A 14225-nucleotide genomic window follows, 5' to 3' on the forward strand; every position below is an offset into this window, starting at 1 on the left:
GAGAAGGAACGGCATGATCCTCAAGGTCGAGAACCTGCGTACCCGCTTCCACCACCACGACACCACGGTCGAGGCCGTGAACGACGTGAGCTTCGACCTGCCGCGCGGCACCACCCTGGCGATCGTCGGGGAGTCGGGCAGCGGCAAGAGCGTCACGGCGCGCTCGCTGCTGCAGATCCTGGACCCGGGCGGCCGTATCGAGCACGGCACGGCGATGTTCACCTCCGATCCCGGCGGCGAAAGCATCGATCTGCTGTCGCTGGATCCGCGCGGCCCGGAGATCCGGGCGATCCGCGGCCGGCAGATCTCGATGATCTTCCAGGAGCCGATGGCGTCGCTGTCCCCCATGTACACCGTGGGCGGCCATCTGGTGGAAGTGCTGCGCATTCACCTCGGCCTGGACAAGGCGCAGGCGTGGGAACGCGGTGTCCGATTGCTGGCAAAGGTGGGGATCCCACAGCCCGAAGCCCGCATGACGAGCTACCCGTTCCAGCTCTCGGGCGGGATGTGCCAGCGCGTCATGACAGCCATCGCCCTGGCCTGCGAGCCGCGCCTGCTGATCGCGGACGAGCCCACGACGGCGCTCGACGTCACCACCCAGGCCAAGATCCTCGACCTGCTCGACGAGATCAAGGCCACGGAGGAGTTGTCCATGCTGTTCATCACCCACGACCTCGGAGTGGTGGCGCGGGTGGCCGACACCGTGGCAGTGATGCGTGACGGCGACGTCGTCGAGCACGGCGAGGTCGACCAGATCTTCCATGACCCGCGCCACGACTACACCAAACACCTGCTCGGCTCTCGTCCCACCGCGTGGAAAGCACGCAGTCGTGTCACGTCCCCCGTCCCTGAGGACCAGGCACCACCCAGGATCGCCGCCGTCGACGACCTGTACGTCACCTTCGACGGGCAGGTCCACGCCGTACGCGGGGTGAGTTTCGACATCTACGCCGGAGAGACGCTCGGCCTCGTCGGCGAATCCGGATCAGGCAAGACCACCACGGGGCGCTGCCTGGTGGCGGCCCAGAAACCCAGCTCGGGCGACATCACCTACTGGGATGCCGACGGCGCCGAACACGACATCGCGGCGCTGGGCAAACGTGCGCTCAAGAAGCTCCGTACGCAGGTCCGCATGATCTTCCAGGACCCGTACACCTCGCTCAATCCCCGCATGACCCTCCTGGACATCATCGCCGACCCGTTGCGCGTCAACGGCCTGGCCAAAGGCGGAGAGATCAAGGAACGAGTGGCGCGGGCGCTGGAGACGGTGGGGCTCCACCCCGACCACATGAACCGCTACCCGCATGCCTTCTCCGGCGGCCAGCGACAGCGGGTCAACATCGCCCGCGCCCTGATCACCGAGCCGCGGCTGGTCATCGCCGACGAGGCCGTCTCGGCCCTGGACGTGTCGGTACGCGCCCAGATCCTCGAACTGCTCCAGCGGCTACAAGAGGAGCTGGGACTGACGTACCTGTTCATCAGCCACGACCTGTCCGTCGTCGAAGCGATCTGCGACCGGGTCGCCGTCATGCGGTACGGCAGGCTGGTCGAGGTCAACACCACGGCTGCCCTCTTCAGCGACCCGCAGGAGGACTACACACGAGAATTGCTGGACGCGGTCCCAGTGCCCGATCCCCGGCTGTACGCCTCATGACGGACACGAATGAGAGAATGACATCATGGCTTACGCCTCGAACAACCGCCCGACGATCAACGACGTCGCCGAGGCCGCGGGAGTGTCCAAGGGCACGGTAAGCCGCGTCATCAACGGTCACAACTGGGTCAGTCCGTCGTCCCGCGCGGCGGTGCTGGACGCGATCGAGCAGCTCGGGTTCGTGCCCAACAGGAGTGCCCAGAACCTCGCCTTCGCCCGTTCCAACTGCGTGGCCTGCGTGCTGTCGGAGCCGATCAGCATGCTGGCCGAGAACACGGTCTTCACCTCGCGGCTCGAGGGGGTCACCAAACAGCTGACCATGCGGGGCAAGAGCGCGGTGCTCATGTTCGCCGACCAGGACGAGGAGCGTGCCCACGTCGTCCGGCACGCGCAGGCGCGGCACGTCGACGGCGCCATCCTGATCAGCGCCGACCCTGACGATCCGCTGATCCCGCTGCTCACCGAGGCGGACGTGCCGTTCGTCACGACCGGCCGGCTGTTCGAGGAGCCGCGGCCCGGTCTGCCCTATGTGGCCACCGACGACCGGATGGGCGCGACGCAGGCCGTGGAGCACCTGCTCGGCATCGGACGCGAACGCATCGGGATCATCGCGGGGCCTCTCGCCTCAGCCGGCGCCCGAGTCAGGCTGGACGCCGCCCGAGGTATCCTCGACGGTCCGGAGCGGGTGGCCGTGGCCGGCGCCTTCACCCGGGCCGATGGCTACGCCGCCTGCCGTGACCTCCTGGAACGCTTCCCCGACGTGGACGGACTGTTCGTCGCCGCCGACGTGCTGGCGATCGGCGCCATGCGCTGTCTGCATGAGTCGGGCCGCACCATCCCGAATGATCTGGCCGTGGTCGGCTTCGACGACATCCCCGCCGCCGCGGGGCTCAACCCACCGCTCACCACTGTCGCGCCCGTTCCCGGCGGCGCCGAATCGGTGGTGGAGACCATCCTGGGCCGCATCGACGGGCGCGACATGCCGTCCGTGGACGTGCCGACCAGACTGGTCCGCCGCGCGAGCGCTTAAAACGTTTTCTTCGAAAGGTTTTCATGAAGTACCCGGTTACCCATGCCGTGAAGCACGTCCCGTGGGACCTCCCCGAGACCCGCCCCGCCATGGCCGGCATCGAGGACCGGCGGCCCGGTCTCGCCTTGACCAGCCGTTCCCTGTGGCGTGACGGCCGCCGCTGGATCCCTGTGACCGGCGAACTGCACTACAGCCGCGTCCCCCGGCGCCGCTGGCGGGAGGCGCTACGCCTGATGAGGGCGGGCGGGATCGATGTGGTCTCCACCTATGTGTTCTGGATCCACCACCAGGAGCGCCAGGACCAGGAGCCGGAGTTCGGCGGCGGGCTCGACGTGGCCGCGTTCGTACGCTCGTGCCAGGAGACCGGCCTGGAGGTGATCGTACGGGTCGGGCCGTGGTGTCACGGCGAGGTGCGCAACGGCGGCCTGCCCGACTGGCTGGCCCCGGCGCGCAGCGACGACCCGGCCTACCTGGCCGAGGTACGCCGCTGGTTCGGGCACCTGGGCCGGGAACTCGGCGAGCTCTGCGGTCCCGGCGGGCCGATCATCGGCATCCAGATCGAGAACGAGCTGTACGACCAGCCCGGCCACATCCGTACCCTCAAGGGCATCGCCCGCGACAGCGGCCTGCACGCCCCGCTGTGGACCGCGACCGCGTGGGGCAGCGCCGACATCCCGGTCGGCGAGGTCTTCCCTCTGTACGGCGGCTACGCCGACGGCTTCTGGGTGGACACCGCCGACGACTGGCACGACTCCTTCCGCACCCACTTCCACTTCTCCCACCAGTGGGACGACCCCGGCATCGGCAAAGACCTCGCGGGCGACAAGAGTAGCGGCGTGCCCGGCGCCAAACACCCCGACTTCCCGGCCGCCACCTGCGAGCTGGGCGGCGGCATGGCCACCGCCTACCACCGCCGCCCCTGGCCCACCGGCGCCGACATCGCCGCCGTGGCCCTGTGCAAGCTCGGCAGCGGCTCGGCCTGGCAGGGCTACTACATGTACGCCGGAGGCGCCAACCCCCGCCCCGGCCTGCAGGAATCCCAGGCCACCGGCTACCCCAACGACCTGCCGACGTACAACTACGACTTCCACGCCCCGATCGGCGCCCACCTGCAGACCCGCGACAGCTTCCACCTGCTGCGCAACCAGCACGCCTTCCTGGCCGCGTTCGGCGACCGGCTGGCCGGCATGAACGCCACCATCCCCGGCACGCTCAACGCCCACGACCGGGAGACGCTGCGCTGGTCGCTACGCTCGGACGGGCGCGAAGCGTTCGTCTTCATCAACAACCACCAACCCTACGAACCGCTGCCCGCCCACCACGGCGTGCGGTTCGGCATCGACCTCGACGAGGCCCGCGTCGTGTTCCCGCACCGGCCGATCGACCTGCCCAGCGGCACGTTCACGTGCTGGCCGGTCCGCCTCGACGTGCACGGCGTCACCATCAACTGGGCCACCCTCAGCATCCTGACCCTGCTGGAAGACGTGCTGGTCCTGACGAAGTCGCACGGGGTGCCCGGACACCTCGCGCTGCCCGCCGGAACGCGGGTGAGCGGCCATCCGGTGCTGGAGCGGGACGGGGAGGTGATCCTCGAGGACCTGCCCGGCTCGCGGGAGACGCTCCTCATCGAGACGCCCGAAGGGGCGCGGCTGCGGCTGCTGGTCCTCGACGCCGACGACGCCCGGCACGCCTGGCCGCTCGGCGGCGAGCGGCTGGCCATCTCCGAGGCCGACATCGTGGTACTGGAGGACGAGCAGCCGGCCGCCATCAGCACCGGTCCGGCCACGGTCGAGCTGTTCGACGGACACGCCTTCGAGCGGTACGAGATCGACCGGCCCCGCGTTCCCGTCCCCGTGAAGGTGATCCGGGCGACCGAGGCCACCTCGCCGCCGGAACGCCCGATCACCGTCCCCGGTCGCGCCTCGGCACCCGACGCGCGCACGTTCGCCGCCCACGCGGCCCGCTACACGATCACCCTGCCCACGGACACGCTGGTGGGTGAGCGTGTGCTCCTGCGCCTGGACTTGGTCGGCGACGTGGCCACCGCCACCATCGGGGATCGCACGGAGGACCTGTTCTGGGACGGCGCGCCGTGGGACATCGACGTCACCCCGGCGGATGGCGCGCCGGCGGTCGAGGTGGAAGTCATGATCTACCCCCTGGACGAGCGGACGCCGGTACGGCTGCCCGAGTCTGCGGAGAAGCAGCGGGCGGAGCTGAGTGCGCACATCGTCTCGGCCACGGTGATCGACTACCGGACCCAAAGACCCGACGCTGCGGGACCTGTCCCTGTGATGAAGGGGGTTGAGCTGGGCTAATTCTGTGCCGGCTTGTCTGCGGATCATGTTGTTGCCGCACGCGGATGATTAATCGGCACCCGCATCGGAGAGGACCTCGACGGCGTGGCGGCGGTGGGCGGCGAACAGCTCCAGCGCGGTCGTGGTGTCGCGCGAGCGCAGGGCGGTGACCAGCTGGCGGTGCTCGCGCGGGATGCACTCGAGGTATCCCTGGGTGCTGAGGTTGATCCGGGTCAGCAGAAACAGGTGGACCTGGCAGCGAACGGCCTGCCACGCCTCGGCAAGGCGCTGGTGCCGGGCCGCGGCGAAGACGGCGTCGTGGAAGGCGATGTCCAGCCGCACCATCTCGTGTTCGTCCGCGGCGCGGTCCATGAGGCCGGCCGTCTTGTCGATGGCGGTGAGGTCCTCCTCGGAGGCGTGTGCGATGACCTGCCGGACGGCGAGGTCTTCCAGGGCGCCGCGCAGGCTGTCGAGCTCGGCGACATCTTCGGGTGACAGGGTGGTCACCGTGGTGCCGCGGTGCCATTCGGAGCGGACCAAGCCTTCGTATTCGAGCGAGCGCAGCGCCTCGCGCACCGGACCGCGGCTGACGTCCAGCGTGCCGGACAGCTCCACCTCCCGCAGTGGGGCGCCGGGGGCGTAGGCCCCGCTGAAGATGGCCTCCCGGATGCGGGGTCGATCCCGGCCTGGTTCAGGAGGTTCCACCCGGGAGAAGCGGCGATCTTGTGACCGAGGCGGGTCAGTCCGCCGTGGATCCGCCTGTGGCCCCAGGCGGGGTTGTCGGCGGCCATGCGCAGCACCAGGACCTTGACCGCAGCCGCAGTCGGCGGCCTCCCGGGACGGCGCCGCCAGTTGTAGTCCCACGTGTTCGCCACGAGCCTGCGGTGCCCGGTCAGCAGGGTAGCCGGGGAGATCGAAAAGATCTTCGCCCAGCGGCGTCGGGGCATCAGAGACCAGAGCGCCGCCAGCCACAGGCGATCGGCCGACTCACAGCGCACTCGTGGGATCTGACGGCGCAGGACTGCGTTCTCGTGCCTGAGCACCAGCAATTCCGCCGCCTTGGAGACGTCACTGCGAAACAACAACGCGGGCAGAGACAGCAGACGTCGAGTGATGGCGTACACCGTGGACAAGAGCACGCACGATGATCCCAGGCAACCCGAACCAGTCGCCCACGCTCCCAGGAACGCCCGGCCCGACCAGGCGATGAACCCCGGCGCCGGCGACGAATCGTGTTCTTGAGCCCCACAGGGCTGACGATCCCCAAGTTCCTGCCGAGGCGCTGCCCACCGTGGAGATCGGCCGGCCGCTCGGACGGTCCCACTGAGGTCGCGGCGTCGCCACCGAGACGGCCCGCGCGGCACTGCGCTCCGGTTTCGTCCAGGCGAGCCTGGATCCTCATCGGCATGTGCCGCGCCTCCGCCCGCATCATGACGAACCTGGGCAGGAGTGGGAGACGACCGCCCCGGCCACCGGGCAGCCGGTGCGGGTCCTGGCGATCACACACGGTCACGACGATGCGATGCACCCCTCTGTGGCCCGGCCCTGATCAGGTGAACGAGGTCGGCTTCCACCACGGACGTGGGGGCCGTGGTGGAACGCGCGGCCCGAAGGAGTCCGGCGCGGTTCGCGTGGAAAGCCAAGAAAGCCATAAAGGGGACGATCGGGTCGGATCAAGCCGCTTTCAACGAGCCGCACAGGGTCAACTCTTCGATTTTCATCCAAGTAATTGATTCCCTTGTAGCGCCCTGACACGATCATAAAAGCGTCGGCAAGACCGAGCTGGCGTCAGAGGAAAGAAGGGAGGACGGCGCCACTTTTTAGAGGCTGTCAGAAAAGGCCCCACATTACCGTCGGGTTCATTCGAACTGCGTTTGGAGTTGCAAATGAGCGTCACATTCCGCAAGGCCGCCTATATGGCTACCATGACCGCCGCTCTCGCGATGGCGTCCCTGGCGGTGGGCAGCATCCCGGCCGGGGCTGCATCGCCCCCGCAGCCTGCTGGGGAAACGTCGTCCAAGCCCGTCGCCTCGGGTGGCCCGGTGGGCGAGGCCGACCCGTCCTTAAAGGCGGCTCCGTCCGAGGGCGGCAAGCAGTCCGGGATCAGCGTCAAGAACTTCCTGTGCTGGACCTCGTTCGACCCGGTCAATCCGCACGGCAAGCCGATGTATCAGTACTACAACAACTGCGCCAACCATGGCGCTTGGGTTCAGCCCGGCTTCTACATGGCAGGAAACCCGACCTTCTACCCGACCGCTTCGTGCACCTGGGTGCAGCCGAGCAACAACTCCAATAACTCGGACCTGAAAGTTTGGTATTACAGCAGCACAGTCGCCTCCGGCGCGACATACGTGACCAAGTTCTGCTAGAAAACTTGGCCCGGCTTTCGGTGGTGTCCTCGCCGACGGCCGGGGGCTGATCATCAACGCGTCGTACCGTGCCGGCCCGAGGGCTGGATACGCTCTGTGACGTGTCACCGTGGCGCCATCCCCGCGAGGTTGTACCCGCGGGGGTGGCGCTGTGCCGTTCACTGGCGGCAGGGAGAGGGCCTCGCTCCTGCCACTCGTCGATTCCGGGCTCCGCCGGTTTCGCGTGCCGTACGCGGCCTCAGGCCACCCGGGACACGGAAGCGCGTACGACAGCTGCGGCTTCTCATCCAGCCGGAAACCGTCCTGCGCCGGCACCCGCGACCTGATAGGACGTCGCCACGCCGGTATCTGCCGGCCCAAGCGACCTGGGCGCCCCCGGCCCGCTCCAGCCGCGCATGAACTCCAGCATGGATGGGCTTGTCGGCAGGCGCAGTGCTCGGGTGATGCCTCCGCTCGATCGCTACAGCCTCCGCCCTGCTCACCAAGCAGGACGGAGGCTGCTCGCTCTCCGGGGATCACCTGTTCACAGCGATCAACCGCAGACCGCTGGACACGCTCAGCAGAACACGGTTACGTACTGAGCTCCTTCGGCAATGGTATATGGATAGTGCCAGATGATCATATCGTGATCGTGCAGATTGCTACTCGGCGCCACCCATGTGCACGAAGTCTTGTTGGGATACAACTCCCCCTGCCACCAATATCCGGTGGTCACCCACGCGCCATGCGCGCCGCAGTTGTTGTAGTACTGCCACAACGGTCCACCCTGCGGATTGAGGGGGATGAAGCTGGTCCAGCATGGCCGTTCGATTTTGGTCGTGTATCGGACTCTTCGGCGTCCTTGAGCGGTCGGGACTTCAAGGTCGAGTCGCCGCCGATAATCTGGTCCGTCGGGGTGACGGGCTTCGGTGACACCGCCCCGGCGGTCGCGCTACCCGCCGTCGCCAGTAACGTCATCAGGAGTGCCGTGCTCATGGCTACTGCGGAAGTGGCCGTGCGAAGTGCAACGCTCATTGATCTCTCCTCGCGAATTCAAATAGAGCCAGTAGGTGATGCGCCACACGCCATCATTGGCCTATCGGGCGCCGCTCTGTTGATTCATTTCGCGTCTACTCTTCATCGATCATTGAACTACCAGAGCATGACATGGCGCCAAGTGAGCGGCAAATAGTTCTGCAAAAACAGAAATGTTCACCATGCTTATGCTCAGGGCCGTTGCGTTCTCATGTGGTGAAACCGAGTAGCTGAAGAGCGTCTGCTGGGTGGCTGCGGTAGTGGTCGGTGGCGGCGGCGATGTTGGTCCAGCCGATCAGGCGGGCCAGGCCGATGGCGAGGTTGCGCAGGCTGGCCATGGCGCGGGGTGCGGTGCCGGTGCGGATGCGGGAGGCGTCTTCGCGGTAGGTGACGTCGCGGATGTGGTGCAGAGCCTCGATGCCCCTATGGCCGCGGATCAGGGCGGCGAGCTGGGCATGCGTGGCACGGCCTGGTGGCAGGCTGGTGATGGCGTAGATGGTGACGATGGTGGTCTTGCCGGTGCGGTGGTCGGTGCGGCGTCGTTTGACCTGGATGGCCTGGGCGGTGTGCGGGAAGGGCAGGCCCGGGCGGACGGTGCAGATCTTCATGCGGTGGATCTCGCGGCGGCCGTGGCCCTGCTCGTCGGTGCGGTCGTTCAGGATGGCCTCGCGCCAGGGCAGGGCCTTGAGGCGGCGCAGGAGCGTGGGCTGGTTGCCCTTGACGATGAACAGATAGTGGCCGCCGGCGGCGATGATGTGGTGGGCGTGGTCGTGCTGGTGTGCAGGGCGTCGGCGGTGACCACCATGCCGGTCAGATCCAGGCGGGACAGCAGGGGTGTGAACGCGGGGATCTCATTGCTGTTGGCCTTGACCTGTTGTTGGGCCACGACGGTCTGCGTGTCGTGGCGGGTGGCGGCCAGCAGGTGGATGGCGCTCTCGCCGGTGCGGCTGCCGCGCAAGGTCTTGCTGTCCACGGCCAGGCCGGTGAGCGCGGTCCGGGTCGGAGGCCGGTCGTTGGTGGTGGCGGGCGGGCCGCAGTCGGCAAGCGTGGCCAGATAGGTGCAGGTCGCAGCGTCGAAGGCGTCGCCGTCCAGGCGGGCGAACAGCCGTCCCAGGGTGCTGGCCGCCGGTTGGACGGTGCCGGGCAGCCCGGCCCGGGAGCGCAGGTCGGGGTCGTATCCGGCGATGAAACGGGCGATCTTGGCCAGGGAGGTTGCTCCGCCGAGCACGGCGAGGAGGGATACCGCCAGTAAGGGGCCGAGCCGGTAGCGGCGGCCCCGGCGGCTTCTCGGGTCCGGGACAGTGTCCAGGAGCTCGGCGAGTGTGGGCAGGTCAGTCGGTGGATCGGTGACGGTGACGTGCTCCAGGTGGCGGGCGAGCACGTCGATCGGGGATGATGGCACGCGAACGCGGCCCCTGTTCTTGATCGACTGGCGTAGACACCCAACGATCTTCAGGGGTCGCGTTTGCCATCTGCCCGCCGGGGCGCCCTCAACCGCCCGGCTTCATCGACCCCGCGCGTGTCCCATCAGCCGAGAACGCAACGGCCTTGAGATCCTGGCCGAAGCCGGCATCAAGACCGTGATCACCGGCATCCCAATACCACGCATGAAGTCGATCAGGAGGCGGTCAGTGCAGTCGTGCCGTCATGAGCTTCTCGACCGCTGCCTCGTATGGAACGAACACCACCTGCGGCACGCTCTACGCGAGTGCGAAGACTTGTACCTACAACCAGCACAGAGCCCTGAACCAAACAGCGCCGCTGCTACTCACATGCCGCTTGACCAGCATGGATCGAATTCCGGCAGGCGCAGCGTTGCACAGCCGCAGCGACTCGGCGGCGTCGGGGGCCGCTGCTGCGCCGGACAGCACCGTCGCGGCTGGATGAGCCCTTCGCGGGCGAAGCACGCGAAGGCCGGCAGGGCGTCATCGACGGCCCGCTGATCGCTCCAGCCGCGATGACTGGGCACACCCATTTCCGACAGTCGCAAGGCCGCAGGAACTCGACCACGACAGCCACTGGCTGCTGCACTTGATCAGGACCGGCTGGCACGAGGAGACGGGGCCCGGTGGAACCGGACCCCGTCGCTCTATCGACTCTTGGCGATCAGCGCCGTCGTTGTCAGCGCGCTCGTGATCAGCGGGGTTGTGATCAGTGGGAGAAGATCACGCTGTGCAGGTCGACCGGGTTGGCGGCGTCGCTGGTGGAGACGCCGTACACGGCCGTGAAGGCGTTGCCGGCGGCGACGAGGCCGGTGTAGTCGCCGAGCAGGCGGCCCACGCTGGTGGAGGGGACCTTCCGGGCGTCGAACGGTCCTTCGAGGTGCTTCTCACGCCAGGAGCCGGGCTTCGTGCAGTTGTTCGAGCAGGTCACGGCCCACATGTCGGTGGGCAGGGTGGCGGGGTCGGAGGTGTTGTTGCGGAAGTCGTAGTAGGTGACCGCGACGGCGCCGGTTTCGGAGGCGGCGACGACCGGTACGGCGGCGGAGCCGGTGGGCGTCTTGTCCAGGCGGATCGGGGTGGACCAGGTCTTGCCGCCGTCGGCCGACCGCGAGTAGGCGACGTGGAAGGTGCCGTCGGTTTCCTGGCTGGGCCACACGGCGTTGACGTTCTGGGTGCCCGGCCGGGCGGCGAGCAGCGGCAGGGCGGCGTTGCGGATCGGGTCGCCGGAGTTGTCCGGGTCGGGGATGCGGACGCCGACGGCGAACGGGGCGGGGATGTTCAGCGTCGGTGCCGACCAGGTCTTGCCGCCGTCGGTGGAGCGGATGACCTGGGTGGAGGCTTCGGTGTCGGTCTCGTGGTGCATGCCGATCAGCAGTGTCCCGTCCGGGAGCGTCACGAGTTGGGTGCCGATGACTCCGCTGTTGGCCGGCATGTCGACGACCTTGCCGGTGGTCCAGGTGCGGCCGTCGTCGGTCGACTTGGCCAGGTAGACCGGCTGCTTCCAGGTTGAGGTGCCGTTGGTCGTCTCCTGGTCGACCCGGTCCCACACCGCGTAGACCACGCCGGGGTGGTACGGGTCGGCGGTCACCGTCGGCCGGTCGTTGAAGAAGTTGGGGTCGTCGTTGCGCTGCAGGGTGACCGGCGTCTCCCAGGTGTGGCCGCCGTCGCCGGAGCGGGACACCAGGATGGCGGTCACGTCCCCGGCTCGGGACATCGACAGGGACGCCGCGACCGCCGCGCCCGAGGGCGTGACGGTGACCCAGTTGTCCGTCGTGACGTCGTAGTCGCCGCCGTTGGCGCTGGTGCCGCCGTTGCACCGGGAGAAGGCGGGCAGGTTCGTGGAGCGCTGCCAGGTCTGGCCGTAGTCGTCCGACACGGCGGTGACCGCGCCGTTGCTGCCGTAGCGGTTCCATCGATCCTGCTGGTACACCGTGACGAGGTGCTGCGGCCGGTTCGGGTCGCGGGCCAGCGCGGGGAGGACCTCGGTGTTCGGGTTCAGGATGTAGCCGTCGGCCGGCGGAAGTCCGCAGCCTGCGGGTAGCGGGCTGGTGCCCGAGACGGTTTCGACGATGATGGGCCGATCGATGTCGGCGCTGTCCGCCACGGCGGGGTAGGCGGCGGTGCAGGCGAGCAAGAGGGCCGCTGCCGGTAACACGACCGCAAGGCTTCGAATCACGAGCATTCCTCATATTCGTTGAATGTGCAGAGTCGTCACCGGCAAGCCAAGGGAGCGTGCCCCGAGCCCGTCGTACGACGCAGCGAACATTACAAGAACATGATCGACTTTCCCATGAGAAATGAGAAATGAGGAGAAAATATGCTCTGAACTGCGGCTACTTATGACGGCCCGGTTGACCGGCCTGGCAACAGAGAAGCCGCTGCGTAGTCATCCGCTGGCGTTGCGCCCGGGTTTCGCTTGTAAGGGCCACACCGCCACTGTGTCCCGCTCGGAAATACGGTTTAGTGCTCTGAACTGGGGTTTGCTGCATGACCAAGGCAGCCGCTGCAACCATCGCAAGGTGTTGTTATCGAGGTGTCTGGCCAGGTCAGCCGATTCGCGGGAGGCGACCATCCAGCCGACGACGTAGCGGCTGAACAGGTCGATGATCGTGTAGAGGCAGTACCAGAGGCCCTTGTCCGGGCCGCGGAGTTTGGTGATGTCCCAGGCCCAGACCCGGTTGGGGGCGTCGGCGACCAGCTCGGGCACCGCCCGGGGCGGATGGGTGGCCTGCCGGCGCCGGTCGGTGCCCACCTCGCCGTGCTCGCGCAGGATCCGGTACATGTTCGCTTGTCCCGCGGGTCGGCCTTCGGCCGTCCGACCGGCCGGGCCAGCGCCTGCTCCGCACCGTGATCCCGCGCGGTGCGCCAGCTGGAGATCAGCGACGAGTACAGGCCCTCCCTGCGCAGCAACGCGCCCTTGCCCGCCTTGTCCAGACGGTCGTACTCCTCCAGGATCCGGGCCTTGTAAGCGGCGGAGTAGGAACGCGGACGCCCTCGTTCACGCACCTGAGGATCAGGAACCTCCGGATCCGGCTTGCTTGCTCCCACGAAGGGATGTCTCCTTCCCCACCCTCAGCACAGAGTTTCATGCCTATTTGCTACCTCTGTCCATTTTGGCAGGGAGGGGTCTCGACCACCAGGAAGTCACACGCGATGATCGCGTGAGCTTGCGCGGCCGGGAACTGCCGCCAGCTCGGCCCGGCTCGGCGGGGCGCCGGATCGATACCCGCCGCACGCATGCCCTCCCACACCGTGGAGGCGGCGTTCGGGTAACCCAGGCGCGCCAACTCGCCTTGGATTCTTCTGTGCCCCCAGGTCGGGTTCTCCCGCGCCATCCGAACGATCAGTGCCTTGACCGGCCGGCGGGTGCAGGGACGTCCCGGGCGTCGCCTGTCGGTGAAGGTCCATTAACCGGCCACGAGGGTGCGGTTGCCAGCGCAAGATCGTCGCTGGCGTGACGGGGAAGACTTCCGCCCATCGACGGCAGCGGATCAGCCGCGACAACGCTGCAAGCCTGAATCCGTCTCAGCTGATGCGGTTCGACCTTTTCATCCACACCAGTTGACGTCTCCTTCATCTCAGTTTATTTTCAAATGAGTTCATAAGCTCACGTAAAGGAGATCGGAGTATGCCGAAGACAGCCAGGAGAGCGGGGCGCGCAGTGTCGTACTTGTTCGGTGCGCTTGTTCTCGCCTCGTCGAGCATCGCGTTCACGGCGTCGTCCGTTCAGGCCGCCGCGTGTGACGTACAGATCGGCTACACCTACCGCAGCGGAAATCACATCTGGGGGTTCGGGAGCCTGTCCGACTGCCCCGCGAACGCGACCGCGAAGATATCGATCCAGTGGGAGCGCGGCTGGGAGTGGTGGGACTACCTGTCGACCCGCACCGTCAACGGCCCCGGCTACGACCAGTACGTCAGCTTCAACTGCGCGGGGACCGGCACGCACAACTTCCGCACCATCATCGAGCGGGACAGCGCGGCCCCTGGCGTAAGGATCAAGACCTCACGGGTCATCAGGCAGAGTTGCTGAGAGCAGCAGGGAAGAGAGTGCGGCATGCGATCGATCCGAGGACGGCTCACCCTGCTCGTGGCGGGCCTGACCGTACTGTCCGGCGTGCTCCTGGCCTCGCCGGCGACCGCGACCGACGTCCGGTCCGCGCGGGCGGCCACCACCACCGAGGCCCTCGCGACCTGGCACCACTGGGGTAATTTCGTCGATCCCAACAGGTGCCACGAACTGGGCCGGCAATTCGTCGAGATGGGACTGGCAGAGACGTACAAGTGCCAGCGCTATCCGGCTCCGCCATTCGTCGTGTTCGCCCTGTGGCTCTGGTTCTGACAACTGTGGGGGGGGGGGGGGGGGGGGCGCCCCCCCCCCCCCCCCCCCCACCGCCCGCCCCACACCCCCCCCCAAGT

Annotated in this window: 8 protein-coding genes and 2 pseudogenes; 6 read left to right on the forward strand and 4 right to left on the reverse strand. The window is 67.6% G+C overall.

What is annotated here, in order from left to right; translation table 11 throughout:
* The first annotated feature begins 13 nt into the window (after nt 1-13).
* Genes AB0I81_RS55760 through AB0I81_RS55770 form a run of 3 tightly spaced genes read left to right on the forward strand, consistent with a single transcriptional unit; the run spans nt 14 to nt 5002 of the window.
* Nucleotides 14-1654, forward strand: coding sequence for an ABC transporter ATP-binding protein (locus AB0I81_RS55760; protein ID WP_360677035.1), 1641 nt, complete (start codon nt 14-16; stop codon nt 1652-1654).
* Nucleotides 1655-1679: 25 nt separating this feature from the next.
* Entirely contained in the window at nt 1680-2684 is a 1005-nt protein-coding gene (locus AB0I81_RS55765) for a LacI family DNA-binding transcriptional regulator (RefSeq protein ID WP_360677037.1), read from the forward strand.
* Between the two features lie 23 nt (nt 2685-2707).
* Nucleotides 2708-5002 (forward strand): beta-galactosidase, encoded by a 2295-nt coding sequence (locus AB0I81_RS55770; RefSeq protein WP_360677039.1) that lies wholly within the window; start codon nt 2708-2710, stop codon nt 5000-5002.
* A 48-nt stretch (nt 5003-5050) separates the two neighbouring features.
* On the opposite strand, the gene AB0I81_RS55775 is transcribed toward AB0I81_RS55770, so the two are convergent.
* Nucleotides 5051-5953 (reverse strand): GntR family transcriptional regulator, encoded by a 903-nt coding sequence (locus AB0I81_RS55775; protein ID WP_360677041.1) that lies wholly within the window; start codon nt 5951-5953, stop codon nt 5051-5053.
* Nucleotides 5954-6867: 914 nt separating this feature from the next.
* Between AB0I81_RS55775 and AB0I81_RS55780 the strand changes: the two genes are divergently transcribed.
* On the forward strand, nt 6868-7350 hold the full coding sequence (locus AB0I81_RS55780; RefSeq protein ID WP_360677043.1) for a hypothetical protein: 483 nt from the start codon (nt 6868-6870) through the stop codon (nt 7348-7350).
* 1223 nt (nt 7351-8573) lie between these two features.
* Here AB0I81_RS55780 and AB0I81_RS55785 read toward each other — a convergent pair.
* The 3 genes and pseudogenes from AB0I81_RS55785 to AB0I81_RS55795 all read right to left on the reverse strand — a co-directional run.
* Nucleotides 8574-9766 (reverse strand): annotated as a pseudogene (locus AB0I81_RS55785) (ISAs1 family transposase).
* Between the two features lie 749 nt (nt 9767-10515).
* Complete coding sequence (locus tag AB0I81_RS55790) at nt 10516-11982, reverse strand: sialidase family protein (RefSeq protein ID WP_360677045.1); 1467 nt, start codon at nt 11980-11982, stop codon at nt 10516-10518.
* 363 nt (nt 11983-12345) lie between these two features.
* Nucleotides 12346-12585 (reverse strand): annotated as a pseudogene (locus tag AB0I81_RS55795) (DDE-type integrase/transposase/recombinase); the annotation flags it as partial.
* Nucleotides 12586-13467: 882 nt separating this feature from the next.
* Between AB0I81_RS55795 and AB0I81_RS55800 the strand changes: the two are divergent.
* Both AB0I81_RS55800 and AB0I81_RS55805 read left to right on the forward strand, forming a co-directional pair.
* Nucleotides 13468-13839 (forward strand): hypothetical protein, encoded by a 372-nt coding sequence (locus AB0I81_RS55800; protein WP_360677047.1) that lies wholly within the window; start codon nt 13468-13470, stop codon nt 13837-13839.
* A 24-nt stretch (nt 13840-13863) separates the two neighbouring features.
* Entirely contained in the window at nt 13864-14148 is a 285-nt protein-coding gene (locus AB0I81_RS55805; protein ID WP_360677049.1) for a hypothetical protein, read from the forward strand.
* Nucleotides 14149-14225: the final 77 nt, after the last annotated feature.

The organism is Nonomuraea sp. NPDC050404 (genome assembly GCF_040655495.1).
In the GTDB taxonomy this organism is placed as follows: Bacteria; Actinomycetota; Actinomycetes; order Streptosporangiales; family Streptosporangiaceae; genus Nonomuraea.